Consider the following 25,385-nt stretch of genomic DNA (forward strand, 5'->3'; position numbering starts at 1 on the left):
GGTTTCGGCAGCATCATCGACGGCGGCGATTTCTTTCCGCACTGGGTCAAGGCGCGGCACCACGGGCTCGGGGTCGGGCTCGACGACTTCTCGCTGACCGCCACCGCGGCGCATCAGGGCCGCCTCTTCTTCCCCGACGAGGAGAGCGAGCGCTACGCGCGCGCCGATTACGGCTACCACCTCCCCGCCGCAGCTTATGCGAAGAGCCTGCGCGCGATCGCGCGGCATCTGGGGGTCGAGATCGTCGAGGCCGAAAGCGCCGGCATCGAGCGCGGCGAGAACGGCATCGCCGCGCTCCTGCTCGACGGCGACCGGCGCGTCGAGGCCGGGCTATTCGTCGACGTGACGCGCGAAGCGTCCTTGCTGCACGACACGCCGGGGGCAGCGTTCGACTCGACACCATCGCCCGGCAACCGACTGCTGGTCGCCCGCGCGCCGCGCTTCGCCGCGCTGCCCGTCTATTCGGAGGTCCGCGCTGGCGCGAACGGCTGGACCGCGCTCTACCCGGCGATGGCGCACACCCATGTCGCGCATGTCTTTTCGGGCGGCGTCACGAGCGACGACGACGCGCTGGCGGCCGCACAAGCGACCAGCGGGCTGCCGCTCGAAAGTGTCGCGATCTGCCCGCTCGGGGCGGGCATCGCGGCCGCGCCCTGGGTGCAGAATGTCGTCGCACTCGGCGAAGCCGCCGCCGCCTTCGACCCGCTCCACGGCCTGCCGCTGCACGCGCTGCAGCTCGGCATCGTCCACCTGATCGCCGCCTATCCGGGCGCGGGCGCCTGCGACGCGCGGCGCACCGAATATAACCGGCTGATGCGCTCGCATTTCGACCGCGTAGCCGATTTCCAGACCGCGCATCTTGCGCTGCAGACCTACATCGGGCCCTTCTGGGACGCCGCGCGCGCCACCCCGCGCTCGGCCGAGCTCGACCATATGCTCGCTTTCTTCCGCGCGCGCGGCGAGCTCGCGCCGCACGAGGACGAGAGCCTGCCGCCCGACAGCTGGCGCGCGCTGCTCACCGGCCACGGTCTATTGCCCGAAGGCTGGCGCCCGTCGGCCGACCGCACCCCGCCCGACGCGGTGAAGACGCACTTCCGCAAGATGCTGGGCACGGTGCGCGAACAGGTGCTGCGCCAGCCGACGCACGACGCCGCGCTCGCGCGCATCATGCAGCGCGCTTGATGGCTGAGCCCGCGCGCCTCGACCCGCCCGCCGCCGCGCCCTCGCCGCTCGACGCGCTGCCGCGCATTGCCGCGCGCAGCGCGCCGGCGCCCGCCGATTTCGCCGCGCTGGTCGCGGCGGGAAAGCCTGTCGTCGTCAAGGGCCTGTTCGACGACTGGATCGCGCTGGCGGCCGGGCGCCATTCGCCCGGCCGCCTGAACGCCTATCTCGCGGGGCTCGACCGTGGCGTACCCGTGCCGGTAATGGAGGCGCCCGCGCGCGCCGCGGGGCGCTTCGCCTATCGCGCCGACATCCGCGAGTTCAGCTTCACCAAGCGCCACGCGCCGCTGCGCGATACGCTCGCGCGGATCGAGACGCTGATGGGGCAGGCCAATGCCCCGACGGTGGCGATCCAGATGTTGCCGCTCGCCGAGGCGCTGCCCGATTTCCTGGGCCAGAACCCGATGCCGCTGCTGCCCGCCGACACCGGGCCCAAGCTGTGGCTCGGCGGCGCGGTGAAGACGCAGACGCACAACGACCGCGACCATAATCTCGCCTGCGTGATCGCGGGTCGGCGGCGCTTCCTGCTCTTCCCGCCCGAGCAGGTGGCGAACCTTTATATCGGTCCGCTCGACAATCCGCCGCCGCTGTCGCTCGTCGATCCCGAAAATCCCGACTACACCCGCTATCCGCGCTTTCGCGAGGCGATGGCGGAGGCGCGCGTCGCGATGCTCGAGCCGGGCGATGCGATCTTCATCCCGCGCTATTGGTGGCACCATGTGACCTCGCTCGATCCCTATAATGCGATGGTCAATTATTGGTGGGGCGGCGCGGGCGAGGGCGTCGAGAATCCGCACGACATCTTCCTCGCCGCGCTGCTCGCGCTGCGCGACCTGCCGCCCGGCGAGCGCGCCTATTGGCAGGCGATGTTCGACGCGCATGTGTTCGGCGATGCCGCGGCGGCCGCGGCGCATATCCCCGAGGGGCTGCGCGGCGTGCTCGGTCCGATGCCCGCCGCCGAGCGCGCGGCGCTGCGCCGCCGGTTGTCGGCCGCCTTCGACACATGATCCCCCTTCCCCGGAAAGAGATGAATCCATGATCCGCAAGCTTGCCCTGTTATCCGGCCTGTCGCTGCTGGCGCTCGCCGCGCCCGCGGCGGCGCGCGAATGCATCACGTCGCCGGGGAGGGTCCTCGAGCTGTGCGTCGCCGTCGAAGGCGGCGAAGCGCGCTACGAGGTGCGGCGCGGCGACGTGACGGTGATCGCGCCGTCGCGGCTAGGGCTGAGCTTCGCGGGCGAGGCCGACCCGCGCTTCACGACGCTCGGCGACGCCAAGCGCTCGGCCTCGGACACGAGCTGGGAACAGCCGTGGGGCGAGCAGCGCGTCATCCGCGACAACCACAGCGAGCTGTCGGTCAAGCTGACGGGCGACACCCCGCTCAACAAGTCGGCCGGCGTCACCTTCCGCCTCTTCGACGACGGTTTTGGCTTTCGCTACGATTATGCCGATATCCCCGCGGGGCAGGCGGTCGCGGTCGCCGCCGATCGCACGCAATTTCGCACCGTCGGCGCCTATCAGGCCTGGTGGTACGAGGGGCTGGGGCAGGAACGCGACGAATATCTCTACAAGCAGGCCGACGCGCGGCGCATCACGCTCGCCGAAACGCCGCTGACGCTGAAGGGCGACAACGGCCTTTATCTCTCCTTCCACGAGGCCGCGCTCGTCGATTTCCCCTCGATGCTGCTCGAGGGCAATGGCGCGGGAACCTACAGCGCCTGGCTGATGCCCTGGCCCGACGGGGTGCTTGCGAAAAGGACCGGGCCTTTCACGACGCCGTGGCGGACCGTGCTGGTCGGCGAAACCCCCGGCGCGCTCGCCGACAGCCGCATCACGCTCAACCTCAACGAACCGAGCAAGCTCCCCGACATCGCCAGCTGGTTCAAACCCGGCAAATATGTCGGCGTCTGGTGGGAGATGCACCTCGAGAAATCGACCTGGGGCAGCGGCCCCACGCATGGCGCAAACACTTCAAATGTAAAGCGTTACATCGACTTCGCCGCCGCGAACGGCTTCGACGGGGTACTCGTCGAGGGGTGGAACAGGGGCTGGGACGGCGACTGGATCGCCAATGGCGACAAGTTCAGCTTCACCACCGCCTATCCCGATTTCGACCTTCCCGAGATCGCGCGCTACGGCAAGGCGAAGGGGGTGAAGCTGATCGGGCACCACGAGACCGGCGGCGCGATCGAAAATTATGCGCGCCAGCTCGATGCCGGGCTCCAACTCTACGCCGACAACGGCGTGTCGCTGATCAAGACCGGCTATGTCCGCCACAGCGGCACGATCGTCGACGGTACCGGCGGGCTGCAGTGGTTCGCCGGCCAATATGCGGTCGATCATCATCTCGACGTCGTGAAGCGCGCGGCGAAGCTTCGCATCGCGATCAACACGCACGAACCGGTCAAGGACACCGGGCTGCGCCGCACCTGGCCCAACTGGGTCAGCCGCGAGGGCGCGCGCGGGCAGGAGTTCAACGCCTGGGGCAACCCGACCAACCCGCCCGAGCATATGACGATCCTGCCCTTCACGCGGCTGCTCGCGGGGCCGATGGACTTCACGCCGGGCATCTTCGACATCGCGCGCGGCGGCAAGGAGCTGACGCGCCGCGTGCAATCGACGCTCGCGACGCAGCTCGCCGAATATGTCGTCGTCTATTCGCCGATCCAGATGGCGGCGGACCTCCCCGAAAATTACGCGGCGCGGCCTGACGCCTTCCGCTTCATCCGCGACGTGCCCGCCGACTGGGAGGTGTCGCGCACGCTGCAGAGCGCGATCGGCGACTATGTCGTCGTCGCGCGGCAGCAACGCGGCGGCGGCGACTGGTATCTCGGCGCGATCGGCGACGAGGAAGCGCGGGGGCTCACCCAGCCCCTCGATTTCCTCGCGCCCGGCAAGCGATACGAAGCGCAGATCTACGCCGACGGCCCCGGCGCCGACTATCGCTCCAATCCGGGCGCGCTGGCGATTTCGAAGCGCGTCGTGACCAGCGCCGACCGCCTCGATCTCGCCATGGCGCCGGGCGGCGGGGTGGCGGTGCGCTTCCGGCTGCTCGATCGCTGAACCGCGCCGCGATCAGATCAAAGTTTTCAAACGGTCGATCCCCGTCGCCGCGCGGACGATCCGCGCGGCGAGGGCGTTGCCGTTCGCGGCGTTGGTGAAGACGATGATCGCGCGCCCGTTCCGCGCGTCGCCGACGCCCAGCGTCTTGAAGATGCCGTAATTGCTGCCGCTGTGCTGGAACAGCGGGCCCGCCGGCGATTGTTCGAGCTCCCAGCCCAGCCCGCGCGCGATGTCGCGGCCGCGCACGTCGATCCGGGGCGTGAGCATCGCCTGCCGCCCGGTCGCGCCGATCTCCCAGGCGGCGCGGTCCCGCTGGTCCATCATCAGCGCCATGAAGCGCGCATAGTCGGACGCGGTCATGAGGAGGCCGCCCGCCGAATTGACCAGCAGGTCGTGCGTCGACGGCACCGCCTTCGGATCCATCTCGCGCATCGCCGCGACCGAATCCTCATAGGTCCAGGACGCGATCGGCTTGCGCCGCTTCACCGCGATCGGCAGCAGCTTGTCGCCCAGTTCGCGCGTCGGCTGCGGCGGCAGCATCGCCTCGCCTTCGGGGGGCTCCGAATGACCGTAGACCGCGGCCGCCGCGATCGCCTCGTCCCAGCCGAAGCTGCTGCTGGACATGCCTGCGGGCTCGAACAATTTTGTCCGCATCACGTCGCCGAGCCCCATGCCCATGATCGCCTCGACGACCAGCTGGAGCCAGACGAAGGCTTCGCCCGAATAGCTGTACGCCGATCCAGGCATGCTGCGCGTGGCGAGCGGCGCCGAAGCCCAGTTGGGCAGGCCGGTCGAATGCTCCAGCACATGGCGGGCGGTGATGCGCTCCAGATTCGGATCGTCGCCCAGATGATCCGGCCGGCGATAGGCGACGAGCGGCGCGTCGAGGTCGAGGCGCTTCTCGTCGGCCAGCCGCATCACGGCATAGGCGAAGACCGGCTTGGTCATCGACGCGGCCTCGAACAGCGTGTCCTCGCGCACCGGATCGCGGGTGAGGATGTTCTTCACGCCGAAGCCCCGGCTCCAGGCGAGCCGCCCGCGGTCGACGACCGCGATCGCGACGCCGGGCACCCCGGCGATCCGCATGAGCCGCGGCAGTTCGCCGACCAGCGCCTCCGACGGAATCCATGCGGAATCGGCGTCGGGGGATGCGGGGTTCGTTTGCGCGCGGGCAGCGGCTGCGCCCCCGACCGTCATCGCCGCCGATCCGACCAGCAGCGCCCGCCGCCCAAGCTTCTTCATTGGCTTCCCACTCCCATCGGCCGTCGCGCCCCGCCCGGGCATCCGGGATCGGAAACGCATAGGCTGCGCCGGCTTCGAAGAACAGGAAATGGAGGCCCGAGCCGGAATCGAACCGGCGTATACGGATTTGCAGTCCGCTGCGTCACCACTCCGCCATCGGGCCTCATGCCGAACGGCCGGTCCTGTCGGACGGCCCGGGTGGGCCTGCGCTAGTGATGGGCTTTGCCAGCCTTGTCAAGGATTCGCCGATCCACCCTTGGCGGCGGCGGCCGGGGCAGCTATGCGCAGCCCAGCAGACGCTCATGCTGTATTAGCATTGCAATACAGCATCGCTTGGGCTAGAGCGGGCTGCAATGAGGGTCATTCCAGGAATCGGACAGCGCTGATGGCGACGAGATTGAACGAGGTAAGTGCCGCGGAGATGCGGGCTGCGATGATCGACAGCCAGCTCCGCACCAACGATGTGATCGACCCCGCGGTGGTCGGCGCGATGGGCGCCGTCGCGCGCGAGGCGCATGTACCGCCCGCGCTGGCGAGCGTCGCCTATATGGACCGCGCGATCCCGCTCGGCACCGGCCGCGCGCTCAACCCGCCGCTCGTGACCGGGCGCATGCTCGTCGCGGCGATGCTACGCCCCGGCATGCGCGTGCTCCTCGTCGGCGCCGCGACCGGCTACACCGCCGCGTGCCTCGCGCTGCTCGGCGCCGAGGTCGAGGCGCTCGAGGAAGAGACCGGGCTCATCGAGATGGCGAAGCTCGCCGCGACCAACCCCGCGATCCGCTGGAGTCAAGGCCCGCTCGCCGCCGGCGCGCCCGACAAGGGGCTGTTCGACCGCATCATCGTCGAGGGCGCAATCGAGGCGCTGCCCGCGGCGCTCGCCGACCAGCTCGTCGAGGGCGGCCGCATCGTCGCGGCGCTCCGCGACGGCAGCGTCAGCCGCCTCGTCCAGGGGGTGAAGACCGGCGGGACGATCGCGCTCCGCCCCTTCGCCGACATGGACGTCGCGCCGCTCCCGGGTTTCGCGGCTCCCAAGGGCTTCCAGTTCTAACCGGCTCCTCCCCAGTTTTCAGGCTGATCATGACGATGCTCGATACCAACAAGAAACAGCCCCGCGCCCGCTGGCTTGCCGGCCTCGCGCTCGGCGCCCTGACGATATCGGGGACGCTGTCGTCGGCAGCGCACGCCGAAACGCTGCAGGGCGCGCTCGCCAAGGCCTATGAGAACAACCCGACGCTGACCGCCGCGCGCGCCGGGCAGCGCGCCAATGACGAGAATGTGCCGATCCAGAAGGCTGGCGGCCTGCCCGATGCGCGCGCCGTCGTCGATTATCAGGAAAATCTGGTCATTCCCGGCAACGCCAATGTCCAGCCGATGCGCTTCCTGAACGTCGGCGGGCAGGTCAGCGTGCCGATCTATCAGGGCGGCGCGGTGAAGAATGCGGTCAAGGCCGCCAAGTTTCGCGTCGAAGCGGGCCAGGCCGACCTCCGCGCGACCGAGGCGAGCATTTTTTCGCAGACCGTCGGCGCCTATATGGACGTCATCCGCGACCAGGCGATTGTCCAGCTCAACCAGAAGAATGTCTCGGTCCTGCGCACCAATTTGCAGGCGACGAGCGACCGCTTCGAGATTGGCGACCTGACGCGCACCGACGTCGCCCAGTCGCAGGCGCGCCTCGCGCTCGCCGAGGGCGATCTGCGCACCGCCGAATCGAACCTGATTGCCAGCCGCGAGGCGTATATCCGCCTCGTCGGTGACGCACCGGTCGACCTCGAACAGCCGCCGCAGCTGCCGAACCTGCCCGCGACCGCCGAGGATGCCGTCGCGATCGCACTCACCAACAATCCCGACATCGAAGCCGCGAACCAGCTGGTCAACGCCAGCCGCGCCGACATCGGCGTCGCCCGCGCCGGCCGCATGCCCAAGCTGTCGGCGGTCGGCGGCGCCGGCTATGCCAACAACCTCAATTCGATCGCGGACGGGTCGATCGGGCGGCAGAATGTCACGACCAACGTGCAGACCGGACTGTCGCTTTCGATCCCGATCTTCCAGGGCGGGCGCCCCGCGGCGCAGGTCCGCCAGGCGCAGTCGCGCAACAGCCAGTCGATAGAAGCCTATGTCGAGACCGAGCGCGGCGTCATCGCCCAGACGCGCGGCGCCTATGCCGCGTGGCAGGCGAACGAGCGGATCATCGCCGCGACCGAGCAGGCGGTCAGCGCCAATGCGCTTTCGCTCGAGGGCGTGCGCGCCGAAAACAGCGTCGGCACGCGCTCGATCCTCGACATATTGAACGCCGAACAGGAATATCTGAACACGCAGGTCCAGCTCGTCTCGGCGCGGCGCAACTCGTATGTCGCGGCCTTCTCGGTGCTCGCCGCGATGGGCAAGGCCGAGGCGCGCGACCTGGGGATCGAGGGCGGCGCGCTCTACGACCCCGAGGTCAATTACAAGCGCGTGAAGGGCAAGATCTTCGACTGGGACGACGATCCGAAGCCCCAGCAGGTTGCGACCGACACGCGCGCCGTGCCCGCCGCCGACGCCAGCGTCCCCGCAGGCGATCCGCTGAACCCGCAATAAGAACTTGTTAACCATCGCCGGCTACCGGTAAGAGATGGTTAATCGTCCGCTTCCCGGACGATTCTCAGGGGGCCATATGGGCGACATGTCGCGTGAACCGTCGATGGAAGACATTTTGTCGTCGATCCGGCGCGTCATCGCGCGCGACGAAGCCCCCGGCGCGCGCGAAATCCGCGAGCCCGCGCGCGAGGATATCCTCGAACTGAGCGACGCCGAGGACGATTATGACCCCGCGCCCGAGGCGGGCGGTGCCGAGGAACTCGTCTCGCCCGCCAGCGCCGATGCCGCGCGCCAGTCGCTCGAAGCGCTGACCGCCGCGGTCGCGCCCGCCGTCGCGGCGGCGGTGACCGCACCGGCGGCTGCCGGCCGCACGCTTGAGGATGTGGTGACCGACGCGCTGCGCCCGATGCTCAAGGACTGGCTCGACGCCAACCTGCCGACGATGGTCGAGGCGATGGTGGCCAAAGAAATCAGCCGGATTACGGGGCGGCGGCTCTAATAATCCTCCCTGTCGCGAAGCGATGGGGAGGGGGAGTGCAGGGTTGGATTGCCCCCGGCAATCCAAGTCCAGTCCGGGGGACTGGACGACCCAGCACTCTCGCGAAGCGAGTGGTGGAGGGGTGATCGACGCCCGGATACGAACCGCACCAGACGCTCTACAACGGCTTCGACATCCTCCATTACTTCGCGCGCGGGCAATCTCACCACGGCGACACCTTGCCCGGCAAGCCATGCTTCACGCGCGGCATCCCGCGTTGGCATATTGCCCATGTCGTGCACCGCACCGTCGATCTCAATCGCGAGCTTTGCGGACGCTACGTAAAAATCGAGCACATAGGCGCCTATGGGATGCTGCCGCCGAAACTTGACCCCGCCGGGTCGCGTTCGCAGTTGCTGCCAGAGCTTGGCTTCCGGCGCGGTCATCATCCGCCGCAGTCGGCGCGCTCTTGCTATCGTCTCTTTCGACGTCTGTTGCTGCATGACCCCTCCACCATGCTTCGCATGGTCCCCCTCCCCGTCGTTTCGCGACAGGGAGGATTAGGGTAGCCGTATCGTTGGCGATTCGGCGGCAAGATGGCGCCAAATCGGATCATCTTAAACCTTCCGCGGCGAAGCCGTGGGGAATTACGACCCCGCCCAATCCTCGAGCAAGTACCGCGCGATCGCCAGCGGCGGCGGGGCCATGAATGGCGCGCCCATGTCGCCCGCGAGCGCCGCGCGGACGTCGGCGCGGTCGACCCACATCGCCGCTTCGATCTCGGTCGTGTCGAGCGTCAGCGCGGGGTCGTGCGCCACCGCGCGCGCGCCGATCATCAGCGACGAGGGGAAGGGCCAAGGCTGGCTCGCCACATAGGTCACGTCCGACACACGGATGCCCGCCTCCTCGAACAATTCGCGCGCCACCGCTTCCTCGAGCGATTCGCCGGGCTCGACGAAACCCGCGAGCGCCGAGAAGAAGCCCGGCGGAAAGCCCGGCTGGCGCCCCACGAGCACGCGGCCCTCGCATTCGGCGAGCATGATCACCACCGGGTCGACGCGCGGGAAATGTTCGGCATTGCAGGCGCCGCACTTCCGCCCCCAGCCGCCGCGGAACAGAGTGCTCGGCGTGCCGCACACCGCGCAGAAGCGATGCCGCGCGTGCCAGTCGACCAGGCTGCGCGCGCCGCCGTAGAGCGCGGCTTCCTCGGTCGACAGCAGCGGCAGCAGCCGCATGACGGTACGCGAGCGCGCATCGATCCGCTGGCCTGGCGCGGGTTCGCGTACGAAGAGCGGCACCCCCGCATCATCGATTCCGAGCAGCATCGGCGCACGGTCGTCCGCCGGATCGAAAGGCTCCCAGCGCAGCCCGCCGCCCTCGCCCGGGACGAAGTCGATCCCGTCGAGGACGAGGCACAGGGCGCGCGGATCGGCGGCGGCCGCCGCAAAGGCTGCGGCGTCGGTGCGGACCTGGTCGGCGCGGTCGAGCCGCGATCCGGTGAACCCCAAGGGCCGCGGCATCAGGCGATCACGTCCTTCAGCACGGTCTCGCCGAACTTGGCCTGGAAGCTTACCGTCTCGGGCGGCATGATCTGCGTATAGCCGCCGACGCGGTAGCCGAGCTTCCGATGCACGAAGCCGATCGTCCCCGCGGCGCCCGCCCAGCCGAACAGCCCCTCGCCCCCCGGCGAGGTCGGCAGCGACACGCGCCCGCCCGCGCCGAAGCCCTGGCCGTCGACGAAGGTGCCCTTGCGGTCGACCGCGTCGCTCAGCATGTTCGACATCGCAAGCCGCGCGGTCTCGGCCTTCATGATCCTCTTGCCGCCGGTCTCGCCTTCGCCGAGCAGCATCGCGAGGAAGCGGTCGTAATCGCGCGCGCTCGACACGAGCCCGCCGCCGCCGAAGGGGTAGGGCGGCTTGTCGAGATAGATCGACGCGCTCGCCGGATCGAAGGGGATGAGCACGCCGTTGAACAAGGCATAATTGCTGGTGAAGCGCGCGACATCCTTCGCCGCGACCTGAAAACCGGTGCTCGTCATGCCGAGCGGATCGAAGATGCGCGCCTTCAGGAAAGCGTCGAACGCCTGCCCCGACACGACCTCGATCACCCGTCCCATCAGGTCGAGGCTGATCGAATAGCTCCACTTGGTCCCCGGCTCGTAGACGAGCGGCAAGGTCGCGAGCCGGTCGGCCATGACCGCGAGGCTGGGCGCGGCGGTGACCGGCGGCAGCCCGGGGATCGGCAGCCGGCTCGCCTGCCCGCCGACGATGCCATTGTCGTCATAGGCCTTCTTGATCGGCCCCTTCTGGATGATGTTGTAGCCGAGCCCCGCGGTGTGCGTCAGCAGCTGGCGCACCGTGATCGGGCCCTTGGCGGGGCGCACGTCGGTGATCGAGCCGTCGGGGGTGTTCTGCACCTTCATGTTCGCGAAGGCGGGCAGGAAGTCGGCGATCGGCTGGTCGAGCGTCATCTTGCCGTCCTCGATCAGCAGCATGGCGGCGATGCCGGTGACCGGCTTGGTCATCGAATAGAGCCGCCACAAGGTGTCGGGGCCGACCGGCACGCCGTCGCTGATCGACTGGACACCCGCGCCGAAGAAGCTCGCCTCCGCCTGTCCCTTGCCGATCGCCGCGAGCGTGCCCGCCAGTTCCTTGCGGTCGACGAAGCCTTTGATGAAGGCGTTCGTCGCGGGATAGAGCTGCGCGCCGCCTTCCTTGAAGGCCCAGGCGGCATTGGGCAGCAGCAGCCCGGTTCCGCCGAGCGCCAGCCCGCCGAGCATCGCGCGGCGCGAAACCATCATGTTCATTGCACTCTCTCCAGCATCTTGTCGGTCAGTTTCCGGTAGAGCGTCGGCAGCCCCGCCGCGTCAAGGTCCGAGATGGGCCACCACAGGCCTTCCGTTGCGGCATCTTGGACTTCGCGGCGCACCAAGGTCAGCGTCAGGTCGAAATGGGTGAAGCCATGGTCGACCGATACGATCCCCGACTCGCGCGGCGGCGTGTCGGTCCAGTCGCCGCCGGGCAGCGCACGCATGCCGCCGAGCATGCCCTTGTCGGGGCGCCGCACCAGCCAGACCCTGCCGTCCTGCTCGATCCAGTATGCGAGGCCATGGCGATGCGGCTTCGCCTTCTTGGGCGGCTTCACCGGCAGCCGCTCGATATCGGCACGCCCGCGCGCGCGGCAGTCGGCCATCACCGGGCAGATGCCGCACGCCGGGCTGCGCACGGTGCAGATCGTCGCGCCGAGATCCATCAGCGCCTGCGCAAAGTCGCCCGGGCGGTCAGCGGGCACCAGCGGCGCCAATGCCGCCTTGATGTCACGCTTCGCCGCGGGCAGCGGAATCTCGATCAGCCGGTGCCGCGCGATCACGCGCTCGATATTGGCGTCGACCACCACCGAGGGCCGCCCGAAGGCGATCGCCGCCACGGCCGCCGCGGTATAGTCGCCCACGCCCGGCAGGGCACGCAGCCCCTCCTCGGTATCGGGAAACAGGCCGCCATGATCCGCCGCCACCGCGCGCGCGCAAGCGAGCAGGTTCCGCGCGCGGGCATAATAGCCGAGCCCCGCCCACGCCGCCATGACGTCGGCATCGTCGGCGGTCGCTAGATCGGCAACCGTCGGCCAGCGCGCCGTGAAGCGCTCGAAATAGCCCGCGACCGCGGCGACCGTCGTCTGCTGCAGCATGACTTCGGCCATCCACACGCGATAGGGGTCGGGGATCGCCGCGCTGCCCGGCGGAACGCGCCACGGCAGCACCCGCGCCGCGCGGTCGTACCAGCCGAACAGGCGCGCGGCGAAGCCTTCGTCGATGTCGGAAGTCTGGACGCTCACCCCCCGCCTATGGCATGGCGCCCGCTATGACGAAAGACGCGGCGGAGGATGGCCCGGCGGACAAGCCGAAGGCGAAAAAGGCGAAGGCGAAATCCGCCAAGCCCGCCGCGCGTCCCTATGAGCGCCCGCGCGGCGGCGAGGCGCGCGCGATCTCCGACCTCGTCCCCGAAATCGGCCGCACCGCCTTTCGCAAATTCGGCTTCATCCAGTCGTCGGTGGTCAGCCGCTGGCGCGAGATCGTCGGCGACCGCCTCGCCGACGTCACCCAGCCCGCGATGATCCGTTTCCCGGCCGGACAGAAAGCCGGCGGCACGCTGCACCTGACGATCAGCGGCGCGCACGCGCCGATGCTCCAGCACGTCGCCCCCGATCTGATCGCCGCGGTCAACCGCTTCTTCGGCTATGCCGCGATCGCCACCGTGCGCATGAGCCACGGGCAGGTCACCCCCGCGCCCGCCGTTCAGCCGCCAGCAATGCTCAAACCCGTACCCGCCGAACTGGGGGACAGTTTGCGCGACATCGGCGACCCCGAGCTTCGCACCGTCCTCGAACGGATGGCGGCGGGGCTCGCGACGCCGCCCAAGCTCCCCCGCATCAGTTGAGGAAGACCCGGCCCCGATGAAGCCATTCCTTTCGCGTTCGATCGCCCTTGCCGCCGCCGCCGCGCTCGGCGCGCTGACGCTGTCGGCCGTGCAGGCCGCGCCTGCCAAGAAAGCCGCGGCCGCCGCGCCGCGCTGGTCGTCGACCGTCACCGCCAGCAGTATCGGCGCCTATACCGTCGGCAACCCGGCGGCAAAGATCAAGCTGGTCGAATATTTCAGCTACACCTGCCACGTCTGCGGCGATTTCGCCAAGGCGGCGGGGGTGCCTTTGAAGACGCTCTATGTCGACAAGGGGCTCGTGCTCTTCGAATATCGCAACCTCGTGCGCGATCCGATCGACATGACCGCGGCGCTGCTTGCGCGCTGCGGCGGGCCCAAGGCGTTTGCCGGCAATCACGCCGCGATCTTCGCCGGCCAGCCCGCGCTGCTCGACAAGGTGACCAAGGCGAGCGACGCGCAGAAGACCAGCTGGTTCGAGGGCACCACCGGCCAGCGCGCGCGCAAGATCGCCGCCGACACCGGGCTCACCGCGCTGATGAGCGCGCGCGGCTACACGCTCGCGCAGCAGAACGCCTGCCTCGATAACGAGGTCGCGCAGGCCGAGCTCACCGGGATGACCAACATAGGGCGCAACGCCGACCGCGTCGGCGGCACCCCGACCTTCTTCCTCAACGGCCGCCGCATCGACGGCGTCGCCTGGCCGGTGGTGAAATCGCAACTCGACCTCGCCCTCAAGGCCTCGTAAAAGCCCGTCCTTCCCCCGATCAGTGGAGAGAATAAACATGACCCTGCTGCGTACCGCCCTGTTGACCTCGATGGGCGCGCTCGCCCTCGCCGCCTGCGGCGACAGCAAGACCGACCCCGCCAAGGAACAGGCGGCGATCGCCAAGGTCGCGGCGCCTGCGGGCAAGAGCTGGTCGCAGACCGTCACCGTCACCCCCGAGGGCGGCTATGCGATGGGCAACCCCGAGGCGCCGATCAAGGTGATCGAATATGCCTCGCTCACCTGCTCGCACTGCGCCGATTTCTCGAACACCAGCCATGAGGAGCTGAAGCGCGACTTCGTCGACACCGGCCGCGTCAGCTTCGAGATCCGCAACTATGTCCGCGACCCGATCGACATCACCGCCGCCGCGGTGATCCAGTGCGCGCCCAAGGAGCGCTATTTTGCGCTGATGGAAAATGCGATGGCGGCGCAGGCCGAAATCTTCGCCAACGCGCAGGGCAACCAGGCCGGCTACGAAGCCGCGATGGCCCTGCCCCCCGCACAGCGCTTCCCCGCGCTCGCCAAGGCGATCAAGCTCGACACCTTCTTCCAGTCGCGCGGCATGACCGCCGAGCAGATCAACAGCTGCCTCGGCAATGTCGCCAACCTCGAAAAGCTCGAAAAGGGCGTCAACGCGGCGAACGAAGCCTATCCGATCCCCGGCACCCCGGCGTTCATCATCAACGGCCAGCTCGCCGAAGGCATCGGCACCTGGCCGGTGCTGCGCGACCGCCTGAAAACGCTCGGCGCGCGCTGACGATATAATCCTCCCTGCCGCGAAGCGGTGGGGAGGATCGTTCGTCCCAACCCCCTTGCGACTCCCCCGCCCGCGCGGCATGACGGAGGCCAAGGGGGATATGTGACAAGCAGGTTGCATCATCTGCGATTCGGCCGACTGCACGGGATGCGCCCGTGCAGATAAAACGCCTGCGCCTGACCGGTTTCAAAAGCTTCGTCGAACCCACCGAACTGCGCATCGAACCCGGGCTGACCGGCGTCGTCGGCCCCAATGGCTGCGGCAAGTCGAACCTGCTCGAGGCGATCCGCTGGGTGATGGGTGAATCCAGCCCCAAATCGATGCGCGGCGGCGGCATGGAGGACGTCATCTTCGCGGGCACGACGCAGCGCCCGCCGCGCGACTTTGCCGAGGTCGCGCTGCATTGCGACAGCGAGGGCGATATCGTCGCGGGGCTGTCCGACGCCAGCGACGGCCATGAGCTCGAGATCATCCGCCGCATCGAACGCGGCGCGGGCAGCGCCTACCGCGCCAACGGCCGCGACGTCCGCGCCAAGGACGTCGCGCTGATCTTCGCCGACGCCGCGACCGGCGCGCACAGCCCCGCGCTCGTCAGCCAGGGCAAGATCGCCAACGTCATTTCGGCCAAGCCCACCGACCGCCGCGCGATGCTCGAGGAAGCCGCGGGCATCGCCGGGCTGCACGTCCGCCGCAAGGACGCCGAGCAGAAGCTCCGCGCGACCGAGACCAACCTCGGCCGCCTGTCCGAAATCGTCGCCGACATGGAGGTGCGCGCCAACGCGCTGCGCCGCCAGGCACGCGCCGCCGAGCGCTACAAGAAATTGAGCGACGAGATTCGCATCGCCGAAGGCCGGCTGATCTACGCGCGCTGGCGCGATGCCGCCGCCGCCGCCGACCAGGCGCGCCGCGACGCCGATGCCGCCGAGGCCGCGGTCAAGGCCGCGCAGGAAAAGCTCGACACGCTCGCCCGCGCGCAGACCGAGGTCGCGACCCGCGTCGCCGACGCGCGCAGCGCCGCGCAGGCGCAGCGCGACGCGCTCGCCGAGGCGACCGCGACGCAGGTCCGCCTCGCGGGCGAGGAACGCGCCGCGCGCCAGCGGCTCGAAGACCTTGCGGCGCAGCAGGCGCGCCTCGCCGACGACCGGAACCGCGAAGGTGAATTCGCACGCGAGGCGCATGGCGCGCTCACCGACCTGGATGCCGAGGCCAAGACGCTGGCGCAGCAACTCGCCACCCACGAAGCCGGCAAGGCCGCGCTCGTCGACGCCAGCCAGGCGGCGCAGGCCTTGCTCCGCGACGCCGAGGTCGCGCTCGCCCAAGCGCGCGCACAGGCCGCGAGCGAGGCCGCCGACCGCCGCATCGCCGTCTCCGCCCGCGACAGCGCCGAGGGCGCCGTCCGCCGCCTGGCGAACGACAGCGCGCGCGTCGAGGCCGAGGTCGCCGCGCTCGGCGACAGCGCCGCGCTCGCCGCGCGCCAAGCCGAGGCCGCAACCGCTGCCGCCGAAGCCGAAGGCGCGATCGGCGCCGCCGAAGAGGCGCTGCAGGGCGCCGAGGCCGACCGCGAGGCCGGTGCCGCGAACCTCGCCGAAATCGAGGCCGGGCTTGCCGAGGCGCGCGCCGCCTTCGCCGCGCTCGAAGGCGAAGCCGCGACGCTCGCGCGCGCGCTCGCCGCCGCCAAGTCGGACGCCAACCCGGTGCTCGACCAGCTCCGCGTCACCCCCGGCTATGAAGCCGCGCTCGCCGCCGCGCTAGGCGACGATCTCGACGCAGGCACCGATGCCGAGGCGCAGCGCAGCTGGCGCGGCGCCGACAAACAGACGAACGACCCCGCGCTCCCCGCGGGCACCACCGCGCTCGCCGATGTCGTCCAAGCGCCCGCCGCGCTGCTCCGTCGTCTCGCCCAGGTCGCAGTCGCCGACGAAGATTCGGGCCAGCCGCTCGCGGTCGGCCAGCGCCTCGTGACCAAGGACGGCGTAATGCGCCGCTGGGACGGTTTCGTCGCGCGCGGCGACGGCGCCACCGCGACCGAACGCCTCGTTCGCCAGAACCGCCTCGACGAGCTTTCCGCGCAGCGTCCGCAGGTCGAACTCGGCGTGATGCAGCTCGGTGAGCGCCGCGATGCCGCCAGCGCATCGCTCGCCGAGGCGACCACCGCCGTATCGGCCGCGCGCCGCGCGCTCGCCGACGCCGACGAGCGCCGCCGTACGATGCTGCGTGCGGCCGACCAGGCGCAGGCGGCGCTCGACCGGCACCGCGACGCCGCGAGCCTTTTCGACCGCCGCCGCGAAGAACTCGCCGCCGCGACGAGCGAAGCGCAAAAGGAACTCGCCGACCGCGAAGCCGCACTCGCCGCCTTGCCCGACGACAGCATCGCGCGCGCCGCGCTCGACGCACAGGAAGCCGCCGCCGAGCGCGCCCGCGCCGACGCCAATACCGCGCGCGAGGCACAGGCCGCGCACGAACGCGCCTTCGCGGCACTCAGTGAACGCCAGGCGGTGGTCAGCGCCGAGATCAAGAGCTGGAAGGCGCGCGCCGGCGAGGCCGCGCGGCGCGTCACCGAAATGGACAAGCGCGCCGAAGCGCTTGCCGCCGAGGCGGCGAAGCTCGCCGACCTCCCCGAAAAGCTCGCCGCGCAGCGCGCCGAGGCTGAAGCGAAGCAGGCGAGCCTGCGCGAGGCGGTCGCCGCCGCCGAAGCGCACGAACGCGCCGCCGAAGCCGCGCTGCGCGAGGCCGAGGCCGCGCTGGGCTTGATCCGCGAGACGCTCGCCACCGCGCGCGAGACCCGCGCCGGCGCGGTCGCGCGCTCCGAAAATGCCGAGCTTCGCCGCGTCGAAATGGGCCGCCTGTCGGGCGAACGCTTCGAATGCCCGCCGCCGCTGCTGCCGCAAAAAGCGGGTTTTGAAAGCGCGAGCGTCGGCGATGCCAACGCCGAATCGGGCCAGCACGACCGGCTGATCGCCGACCGCGAACGGCTCGGCCCCGTCAACCTCGTCGCCGCCGACGAACTGGTCGAGCTCGACGCCGAGCGGATACGCAATGCCGCCGAGATCGAGGAGCTGACGCAGGCGGTACACCGCCTCCGCGGTTCGATCGGCAATTTGAACCGCGAGGGCCGCGTCCGCCTGCTTGCCGCTTTCGAGACGGTGAACACCCATTTCCAGCGCCTCTTCACCACGCTGTTCAACGGCGGCCAGGCGCATCTCGAGCTCGTCGATTCGGACGACCCACTCGAGGCCGGACTCGAAATCATGGCGCAACCGCCGGGCAAGCGCCTCGGCACGCTCACCTTGCTGTCGGGCGGCGAGCAGGCGCTCACGGCAGTGGCGCTGATCTTCGGCCTCTTCCTCACCAACCCAGCGCCGATCTGCGTCCTCGACGAAGTCGACGCGCCATTGGACGACGCCAATATCGAGCGCTTCTGCGACCTGCTCGACCGCATGACGCGCGAGACCAACACGCGCTACCTGATCGTCACCCACAATGCGGTGACGATGGCGCGGATGCACCGCCTGTTCGGGGTGACGATGATCGAAAAGGGCGTCAGCCGCCTCGTCTCGGTCGATTTGGGCGGCGCCGAGGAACTGCTCGCGGCAGAGTAACTAGGGCGCGTTGCCCACCACCAGCATCGCCGCGAAGATCAGCAGCCCGGCAAAGCGGTTGCTGCGGAATTTCGCCAGCGCATCCTCGCCCTTCGCGGGATCGAGCGTCACCACCTGCCCCGCGAAATGCAGGCCCGCGGGGATCAGCGCGACGAGCACCAGCGGGTCGGGCCGCACCTGCCACAAGGCGGCCGCCCAGCAGCCGAGCGCGACGACGTAGCAGAGCCCGACGCCCGGCTTCACATGGCGCCCCATGGCGCGCGCGCTCGACTTCACGCCGACCAGCGCGTCGTCCTCGATATCCTGCAGCGCATAGATGGTATCGTAACCGATCACCCACGCGATGCAGCCGGCATAGAGCAGGGGCAGCGCCAGCCCCGGCGGGTTCATGCCGACCGCGGCCCAGCCGACGAGCGCCCCCCAGCTGAACACCAGCCCCAGCCACGCCTGCGGCCACCAGGTGATGCGCTTCATGAAGGGATAGGCCGCGACGAGCAGCAGGCTCAAAAGCGCGATCAGCTGCGCGCGCAGCGGCAATTGCACGAGCACGAGCAGCCCGACGAGCGACAGCAGGATCGTCCACAGCCACGCGTTCCGGAGCGACACCGCGCCGCTCGCCACCGGCCGCGACGCGGTGCGCGCGACCTTGGCGTCGAGGTCGCGGTCGACGATGTCGTTATAGACGCAGCCCGCGCCGCGCATCGCGATCGCACCGAGCAGCATCCACAGGAACAGCGGCCAGTGGCTCGCCGCCCCGCCCGCCAGCGCGAGCCCGAAGGTGCACGGCCAATAGAGCAGCCACCAGCCGATCGGCCGGTCGAAGCGCGCGAGCAGCGCATAGGGCCGCGCCGCGGCGGGCAGCAGCGCGGCGAAGCCGGTGAGCTCGCTGTCGGGAGGATGGGTCGTCGTCATGCGCCCGCGCGCGATAGCAGCCGCTGCGCCCGCAATAAACGCCTATTGCATCATGTGCAGGTTGACGGGGTCACCCCGGCGACCGGATAGAGCTGCGACGTGTCGCGACCTTCGCGGATGTTGAACGCCGCGGTCGAGCGGATCGTCCGCTGCCCCAGCCAGTTGCCATAGACAAGCGGCTCATAGTCATAGACGATCTCGACGAACATCACCGCCGATCCCGGCGGCGCGGTCACCTCGGCGCCCTCGGGCCCCATGCCGGGAAAATCGTCGCCCGTGATGCCGTCGCCCTCGTCGCCATAGCTCGATTCGACGTCGAGCTCGCCAAAGCAGCGCTGCCAGTGGATCCACTGGCCGTCGTCCGAGGTATTGCGTTCGAGGCTCGACAGGATGATCCGTCCACGCTCGCGCAGGTTCAGCCGCCCCGCCTGCTGTTCGGCGCCGGTGAACACCTCGTTGATGTCGACCTCGCGCACGCGCGGCAGCGACAGGCTGCTGCCGACCGCGATGCGCGACGCATTGTCGGCGACGCTGAGGCCGATCTGGCTGATGCGGGTATTCGCCAGCGTCAGATTGGCCATTTCGAGGCCGCCGAGCCCGAGCAGCACCAAGAGCGGAATGCAGAAGGCCATTTCGATCAGCACCGTCGCGCGCGTATCGCGCGCGAAGGCATGGCGGCGCAGTTGCCGCGCGGCGATGCGGGTCCGGCGAAAAAGGCGGGTCATGCGCATATCACCTGGCTCGTCGATCCGTTGGTGCCATAGGGCTGGTTGCGCAGCACCGTCGCGGCCTTCAGCGTCGCATGCTCATCCTGCCCCAGCATCCGCCAGACCGGCAGGATGCGGTCGAATTCCATCGTCGCTTCGTAGAGCACGACGTCGTCGGCGCCGCCATTGCCGCTGGTGCCGCGATCGGCCTCCCAGCTGCCGGTGCCGTTCAGATCCTCGAAACATTCGCCCGCGTCGCGCGTGCCGTTGCCATTCTTGTCGGTCAGCGGCTCGGGCTGGCCGACCTCGTCATAGCTTTCATAGGCGAGGCGTGAGAAGTTGACCTCGGCGCCTGGAAAGACGGCGAGCACGCGCGCCTCGACCTCGTCGTCGAGTTCGGACTGGTCGGCGGAATTGCCCTCGAGCGTCGACAGGCGCGCGGCCTGGCTGACCGCGCCCTGCAGCACCTGCTGCGCGTACATCTGCCAGCAGAAGTCGAAGATGCCGAGTAGCAGCAGCAGGAACACCGGCGCGGTGAGCGCGAACTCGATCAGCGCGACCCCGCGCGTGTCGCGGCCGAGCGAACGCGCACCGGGGCGCAGGCGGCGGAGCAGCCGGCGCATCATTGCGACAGCCTCAGGCGCGAGATCTGCCCGGCGATCGACGAGAAGATGTCCTTCAGCGTCACCTTGGTCCCGTCGGGCTTGGTCAGCGTCTGATACGCCTTACCGGGGGTCGCGCAATTGGTGAGGTTGGTGTTGAGGTTGACGCTGAGCGCCACCACCCACACCGTGATGTTGCGGTCGCGCGCGGCGTTGCACAGCTGGACGAAACGGTTGTTGTGCCGCGCGGTCAGGTTCGTATCGCTGGTGTCGATCGACCCGCTGACATTCTGGTTGAGATATTCATATCCCTGGAAGGTCAGATTGCCCATGTTCGCCGACATCGCGCCGTCGGTCATGAACACGATGTGGCGGTCGATCGGGCGGCCGTTGGTCGCGGTCGCATTTTCGTCGGAGAGAATCCCCGTCGGCGACAGCAGCCGCGCGCCCCACGCCATGCCGACGTCGTGATAGGTACCGCCGACCGGCTGCAGCGAGTTGATATAGGTCTGGAAGCTCGATTCGTCGTCGGCGTCCATCTCGGTGAGCTTCATCGCCGCCGCCGGGCACACACCCCAGCCGCTCGGCCAGTTGAGCTTGTAATTCTGGTACAGCGGCGTGCTGCCCGAATAGCCGACGTTGCCGACATTGACGTTCAGCGTGCCCGTCGTCGACGGCTTGCTGCTCACCTGCTGCGCGCGCGCATAGGCGATCTCGGGGATCATCATCTTCCAGCGGCTGTCGTCGCTGGTACCCGGCGCGCTGTCGATGTCCATGTCGAGCGCGGTCGAGGGCGCGGTCGCGTCGGCGGCGAAGGCCGTGGTCTTGCGCTCGAAGATACAGCCGCCCCAGCTGTTGGTCTCGTTGGTGCCGTTCACGCCGGTGCTGGTCGTGATCGTGCCGCCCGTCTTCAGCGCCGAGACGTTGAAAGTGCGGTTGAGATAATTGTAGCGCGTCGGCGGCTGCGTGATGGTCTGCGGCGTCGTGCGCGTATATTCCATCGTCCGGCTCTGGCGGTAGCAGGTGTTCGACGACCAGCGGTAGCGATACTCGAGATAGCGGTATTTCTGCTTCAGGTCGTTCGTGGTCACGCGCTCGCCGTTGCTGTTGACCGTCTGGCTGGTCTGCGTCGTCGTCTGCGACTGGTAGGCGGTCGCGGCACTGTTGGCGCCGCCCGCGGTCTGCGGGCAGGTCGTGCTGTTCTTGTTGGAGACGGTTTGGACCGGATTCATATTGGCCCAGTCGATCACCATCGTCGCGGTATTGTCCGACGCCGTGCCGTTGACCGTCGTACCCGTCTGCCAGTTGTTTGGTTCGATCTGGCGCGACGGCATGATCACCGTATTGGCGATCCAGTCCGGATTCTCCGCGAGCAGGATCGCCCCGACATTGACCGTCGAGCTATAGGGAACGACGCCGATGCGCAGGCGCCCGTCACCCTTTTCGGCGCTGGTCAGCGTCTTGAAGAAGGTCATCGACGCTTCTTTGAGTTCGTCGATGCGCGCCTGCGTCCCAGTGCCCGGATCCTTCATCGACCCGGTGACGTCGAGCACCAGCATCACGTCGACGTTCGAGATTTCGAGCTTGGCGGCGCAGCTGACCGACAGGTTGAATTCGTCGAAGCCGAAGACGTGCATGATCGTCGTCGGCAGCGTCGCGGTCGCGGTGCCCGCGACGTCGGACACGCCCTGCGGAGCCGATTGGAACTCGACATCCGAACTGCCGTACATGCCGTCGGGGAAGTTGAAGGCGAACATCTTGTCGGCTTCGGCCTCGGCCTGGTCGCCATAGGAGGAGGCGCCCATATAGCGGCGGCCCGCGAGCACGCCGGCGTCGCACGCCTGCTGCAGGCGAAGCTCGGCCATATAGCCGCGGCCGATGTCGATGCCCGACCCCACGATACCGACGATCGGCACGATCGCGGCAGCGGTCAGCATCATCGCATTGCCGCGCTGGTCGCGCGCAAAGCTGCGAATGGCGCGCCAGATATCGCGGATCGAGGTCCCTCGCATGGTCACAAACCCCTCTTGGCCGCGCAGTTCGCCCCAACGGATGCACGGCAGGTAACCTGCACCTAGGGCGGGACTGCTTACCAAAACGCTAATCGGGTTAAGGCGGGCTCCGGCCAAAGGTCCGATTCTGACCCGGACCGGGACAGAATCGCAAAATGCCCATGCGGGATGTGCAAATTTCCTGCGTCTGCTATCGCGGCCCCATGCCCGCCGTCCCCGCCTGGCCGCCCGCCAGCACCCCGCGCCTGTTCGTCGAAACCCCGCTCGCAGCGGGCGCGAGCGCGGTCATCGACGGCGGTGCGGCGCATTATCTGCTCAACGTCATGCGGACGAAGCTGGGCGACCCATTGCTGCTTTGCGACAACCGCAGCGGCGAATGGCTCGGCATCGTTGCCGACGCCGCCAAGCGCGCGCTGACCGTGACGATCGAGCGGCAGACGCGCCCGCTCGAGACCGTCCCCGATTTCTGGCTCTGCTTTGCGCCGGTCAAGAAGGCGCGGCTCGACTGGATCATCGAGAAAGCGACCGAACTCGGCGTCGCGCGGCTCCAGCCGGTGATCACCGGGCGCACGATCGTCGAGCGCGTCAAGGAAGAGCGCCTGCGCGCGCAGATCGTCGAGGCGTGCGAGCAATGCGGGCGCACCACGCTCCCCGACCTCGCCGAGCCGGTGAAACTGCCCGCGCTGCTCAAGGGCTGGCCCGCGGAGCGCGCTTTGCTCTTTGCCGACGAGGCGGGCGGCGTGCCGATGGCCGAACTCGCCGCGCCCGCCCCCGCGGCGATCCTGACCGGTCCCGAGGGCGGCTTCACCGACCGCGAGCGCGAGTTGCTCCTCGCATCGCCCGCCGTAAAGCGCATGGCGCTCGGCCCGCGCATCCTGCGCGCCGAAACCGCCGCGATCGCCGCCACCGCGCTGTGGATGGCGGCCCATGGGGATTGGACGACAAGCTGAACTTGTCCCCATCCGACACAATAACGGCGCGAAATCGCTATCCTTAACCCGATGTTAGCCACAAGCGCGCCATAGCGGCGCGATGCAACGGCGGGACCAGAGCCGAGATTGCCGGGGTGGGGCCCGGCAAACGCAGCTGTGGCGGGCGCTGATGGCGCTCGCCCTGCTGGTGCTCGCCGCCGTTGCAACCCCCGCGCGCGCGCAGACCACGACGACCTACAGCAACAGCACGACGGGCACGATCAACAACGGCACGACCTGCACCGCGCCGCTGGTGCGCAATTTCACCGTCTCGACCAGCTATCTCGTCGGCGATGTCGATCTGGGCGTGCTCGCGACGCACAGCTGGCGCGGCGACATCAGGATCACGCTGCAATCGCCCGCGGGCACGCGCGTCCAGCTCGTCGACGGCGACACGGCCAATATCTCGGGCGACAATTTCAACGTCCGGCTCGACGATGCCGCGGCGAGCACGGTCAACACCGACGGCAACACCGCCAATCATTCGACCAGCGCGCCGCCCTACCAGAACCAGTTCGCGCCCAACGCCGCGCTCTCGGCCTTCAACGGCCAGAATGCGCAGGGCACCTGGCGGCTCGAGATCTGCGACCAATATCCGCAGGCCGACAACGGCAGCTTCACCCGCGCCGACCTTTACATCACCAGCCTGCCCGCCAATTACGCCGACCTGTCGCTGACCAAGGCGGTGAGCAATGCGTCGCCGAACAATGGCGGGGCGATCAGCTATACCTTGAGCGTCACCAACGCGAGCGGCTCGCCGCAGACCGCCACCGGGGTGACGGTCGACGATGTCCTGCCCGCGGGCTTCACCTTCGCCAGCGCGTCGGGTTTCGGCAGCTACAACAGCGGCACCGGCGTGTGGACCGTCGGCAGCATCCCCGCGGGGACCACCCGCACGCTCACGATTTCCGGCACCGTCAATGCGACATCGGGCGCGACGATCGTCAACAGCGCCGAGATCAGCGCCTCCTCGGTGATCGACAGCGATTCGACCCCGAACAACGGCGCGACCGGCGAGGATGATTATGCCAGCGCCAGCTTCACCGTCGCGGGCAGCCGCACCGCGGGCACGCCGCCGACGCTCGTCTGCAGCGCGGGCACCACGACGCACGACTGGGACAGCATCAGCTGGTCGGCGGGGACGACCAGCGGCAGCTATGCGCTCGCCAATATCGGCACGATGAACTTCGCCATCGCGATCAGCGGCGGCAGTTTCCTCAACAACGCGACCTATGGCGGCCAGTCGCCGACACGGCAGAATGTCGTCACCGGCGGTTTTTCGCCCGCGCAATATTCGATCTTCGAACTGGTCGACATGACCAGCCAGTCGGGCAGCGTCACCAGCACGATCACTTTGCCCACCGCGGTGCCCGGCGCGCAGTTCCGCCTGTTCGACATCGACTATAATGCGAACCAGTTCGCCGACCGCGTGACCGTGACCGGCAGCTATAATGGCGCGGCGGTCACGCCGACGCTGACCAACGGCGTCAGCAACTATGTCATCGGCAACAGCGCCTATGGCGACGTCGTCGCCGCCGACACCAGCGCGAACGGCAATGTCGTCGTCACCTTTTCGTCGCCCGTCGACACGATCGTGATCAACTACGGCAACCACTCGACCGCGCCGACCGATCCGGGGCAACAGGCGATCGCGATCCACGACATCATTTTTTGCCGCCCGACGACCAACCTCGTCTTTGCCAAGACGAGCAGCATCGTCAGCGACCCGACGAACGGCACGACCAACCCCAAGGCGATCCCCGGCGCGGTGATCCGCTATTGCCTGCTCGTCACCAACAATGGCAGCGCCACCGCGACGAGCGTCGCGATCAACGACGCGATCCCCGCAACGATGACCTACACCCCCGCCTCGCTGCGCAGCGGCACCAGCTGCGCCGGCGCGACGACGGTCGAGGACGACAATGCGGCGGGCGCCGACGAGAGCGACCCGTTCGGCGCGGCCTTTGCCGGCACCAATGTGACCGCATCGACCGCCAGCCTCGCGCCCGCGGCGGCGATGGCGATCGCCTTCACCGTCACGGTCAACTGAG

The 25,385-nt window shown here is 68.8% G+C and carries 21 protein-coding genes and 1 tRNA gene; 12 read left to right on the forward strand and 10 right to left on the reverse strand.

Going from position 1 to position 25,385, the window contains the following annotated elements:
• From ATE62_RS09710 to ATE62_RS09720, 3 genes are all read left to right on the forward strand, one after another.
• Positions 1-1,182, forward strand: a 1,182-nt coding sequence (locus ATE62_RS09710) for a tryptophan 7-halogenase (protein WP_058818505.1), incomplete at its 5' end; no start/stop codon positions are given.
• Positions 1,182-2,228 (forward strand): cupin-like domain-containing protein, encoded by a 1,047-nt coding sequence (locus tag ATE62_RS09715; RefSeq protein ID WP_058807556.1) that lies wholly within the window; start codon positions 1,182-1,184, stop codon positions 2,226-2,228. The genes ATE62_RS09710 and ATE62_RS09715, both read left to right, overlap by 1 nt.
• Before the next feature lie 28 nt (positions 2,229-2,256).
• The gene (locus ATE62_RS09720) at positions 2,257-4,281 is read left to right on the forward strand and encodes a glycoside hydrolase family 97 protein (protein WP_082662715.1); all 2,025 of its coding nucleotides are present in this window, start codon (positions 2,257-2,259) and stop codon (positions 4,279-4,281) included.
• Between the two features lie 12 nt (positions 4,282-4,293).
• On the opposite strand, the gene ATE62_RS09725 is transcribed toward ATE62_RS09720, so the two are convergent.
• Positions 4,294-5,523, reverse strand: coding sequence for a serine hydrolase domain-containing protein (locus ATE62_RS09725; RefSeq protein ID WP_197411640.1), 1,230 nt, complete (start codon positions 5,521-5,523; stop codon positions 4,294-4,296).
• Between the two features lie 89 nt (positions 5,524-5,612).
• Positions 5,613-5,686 (reverse strand) — tRNA-Cys (locus tag ATE62_RS09730).
• A 222-nt stretch (positions 5,687-5,908) separates the two neighbouring features.
• On the opposite strand from ATE62_RS09730, the gene ATE62_RS09735 reads away from it, so the two are divergent.
• The 3 genes from ATE62_RS09735 to ATE62_RS09745 all read left to right on the forward strand — a co-directional run bounded on the left by ATE62_RS09735 (position 5,909) and on the right by ATE62_RS09745 (position 8,596).
• Positions 5,909-6,571, forward strand: a complete 663-nt coding sequence (locus ATE62_RS09735) for a protein-L-isoaspartate O-methyltransferase family protein (protein ID WP_058807557.1) — start codon at positions 5,909-5,911, stop codon at positions 6,569-6,571.
• A 35-nt stretch (positions 6,572-6,606) separates the two neighbouring features.
• Positions 6,607-8,097, forward strand: a complete 1,491-nt coding sequence (locus ATE62_RS09740; RefSeq protein ID WP_058807585.1) for a TolC family outer membrane protein — start codon at positions 6,607-6,609, stop codon at positions 8,095-8,097.
• 76 nt (positions 8,098-8,173) lie between these two features.
• Positions 8,174-8,596 carry a DUF2497 domain-containing protein gene (locus ATE62_RS09745; RefSeq protein ID WP_058807558.1) on the forward strand — a complete coding sequence of 141 codons (423 nt, stop codon included), beginning with the start codon at positions 8,174-8,176 and terminating at the stop codon, positions 8,594-8,596.
• On the opposite strand, the gene ATE62_RS22885 is transcribed toward ATE62_RS09745, so the two are convergent.
• The 4 genes from ATE62_RS22885 to ATE62_RS09760 all read right to left on the reverse strand — a co-directional run bounded on the left by ATE62_RS22885 (position 8,593) and on the right by ATE62_RS09760 (position 12,406).
• On the reverse strand, positions 8,593-9,078 hold the full coding sequence (locus ATE62_RS22885; RefSeq protein WP_082662717.1) for an endonuclease domain-containing protein: 486 nt from the start codon (positions 9,076-9,078) through the stop codon (positions 8,593-8,595). The genes ATE62_RS09745 and ATE62_RS22885 overlap by 4 nt on opposite strands.
• A gap of 144 nt (positions 9,079-9,222) precedes the next feature.
• A complete protein-coding gene (nudC, locus tag ATE62_RS09750; protein WP_058807559.1) occupies positions 9,223-10,095 on the reverse strand; it encodes an NAD(+) diphosphatase in 873 nt (290 codons plus the stop codon).
• A complete protein-coding gene (locus ATE62_RS09755) occupies positions 10,095-11,381 on the reverse strand; it encodes a serine hydrolase domain-containing protein (protein ID WP_058807560.1) in 1,287 nt (428 codons plus the stop codon). The genes nudC and ATE62_RS09755 overlap by 1 nt, the downstream gene beginning before the upstream one ends.
• Positions 11,378-12,406: an A/G-specific adenine glycosylase gene (locus ATE62_RS09760; protein ID WP_231736229.1), complete on the reverse strand. Its 1,029-nt coding sequence runs from the start codon at positions 12,404-12,406 to the stop codon at positions 11,378-11,380. The genes ATE62_RS09755 and ATE62_RS09760 overlap by 4 nt, the downstream gene beginning before the upstream one ends.
• A gap of 26 nt (positions 12,407-12,432) precedes the next feature.
• Between ATE62_RS09760 and ATE62_RS09765 the strand changes: the two genes are divergently transcribed.
• The 4 genes from ATE62_RS09765 (at position 12,433) to smc (ending at position 18,130) form a co-directional block, all read left to right on the forward strand.
• Positions 12,433-13,008, forward strand: coding sequence for a DUF721 domain-containing protein (locus tag ATE62_RS09765; RefSeq protein ID WP_058807561.1), 576 nt, complete (start codon positions 12,433-12,435; stop codon positions 13,006-13,008).
• A gap of 16 nt (positions 13,009-13,024) precedes the next feature.
• Complete coding sequence (locus ATE62_RS09770; protein WP_058807562.1) at positions 13,025-13,753, forward strand: thioredoxin domain-containing protein; 729 nt, start codon at positions 13,025-13,027, stop codon at positions 13,751-13,753.
• A 37-nt stretch (positions 13,754-13,790) separates the two neighbouring features.
• Positions 13,791-14,531, forward strand: coding sequence for a thioredoxin domain-containing protein (locus ATE62_RS09775; protein WP_058807563.1), 741 nt, complete (start codon positions 13,791-13,793; stop codon positions 14,529-14,531).
• Between the two features lie 155 nt (positions 14,532-14,686).
• Positions 14,687-18,130 (forward strand): chromosome segregation protein SMC, encoded by a 3,444-nt coding sequence (gene smc / locus ATE62_RS09780; protein ID WP_058807564.1) that lies wholly within the window; start codon positions 14,687-14,689, stop codon positions 18,128-18,130.
• Here the strand turns inward: smc and ubiA are convergent, their stop codons facing one another.
• From ubiA to ATE62_RS09800, 4 genes are read right to left on the reverse strand one after another with little or no spacing between them, the layout of a single operon-like run.
• Positions 18,131-19,042: a 4-hydroxybenzoate octaprenyltransferase gene (gene ubiA, locus ATE62_RS09785; RefSeq protein ID WP_058807565.1), complete on the reverse strand. Its 912-nt coding sequence runs from the start codon at positions 19,040-19,042 to the stop codon at positions 18,131-18,133. It abuts the gene before it with no gap.
• Positions 19,043-19,092: 50 nt separating this feature from the next.
• Complete coding sequence (locus ATE62_RS09790) at positions 19,093-19,767, reverse strand: hypothetical protein (protein ID WP_058807566.1); 675 nt, start codon at positions 19,765-19,767, stop codon at positions 19,093-19,095.
• Positions 19,764-20,375 carry a TadE/TadG family type IV pilus assembly protein gene (locus tag ATE62_RS09795; RefSeq protein WP_058807567.1) on the reverse strand — a complete coding sequence of 204 codons (612 nt, stop codon included), beginning with the start codon at positions 20,373-20,375 and terminating at the stop codon, positions 19,764-19,766. Before ATE62_RS09795 ends, ATE62_RS09790 begins: the two co-directional genes overlap by 4 nt.
• On the reverse strand, positions 20,372-22,363 hold the full coding sequence (locus tag ATE62_RS09800; protein ID WP_058807568.1) for a TadE/TadG family type IV pilus assembly protein: 1,992 nt from the start codon (positions 22,361-22,363) through the stop codon (positions 20,372-20,374). Before ATE62_RS09800 ends, ATE62_RS09795 begins: the two co-directional genes overlap by 4 nt.
• 203 nt (positions 22,364-22,566) lie before the next feature.
• On the opposite strand from ATE62_RS09800, the gene ATE62_RS09805 reads away from it, so the two are divergent.
• Positions 22,567-23,313 (forward strand): 16S rRNA (uracil(1498)-N(3))-methyltransferase, encoded by a 747-nt coding sequence (locus tag ATE62_RS09805; RefSeq protein ID WP_058807569.1) that lies wholly within the window; start codon positions 22,567-22,569, stop codon positions 23,311-23,313.
• Positions 23,314-23,464: 151 nt separating this feature from the next.
• The gene (locus ATE62_RS09810) at positions 23,465-25,384 is read left to right on the forward strand and encodes a proprotein convertase P-domain-containing protein (protein WP_058807570.1); all 1,920 of its coding nucleotides are present in this window, start codon (positions 23,465-23,467) and stop codon (positions 25,382-25,384) included.
• Position 25,385 lies beyond the last annotated feature (1 nt).

The organism is Sphingopyxis sp. HIX, from assembly GCF_001468285.1.
Taxonomy (GTDB): domain Bacteria; phylum Pseudomonadota; class Alphaproteobacteria; order Sphingomonadales; family Sphingomonadaceae; genus Sphingopyxis.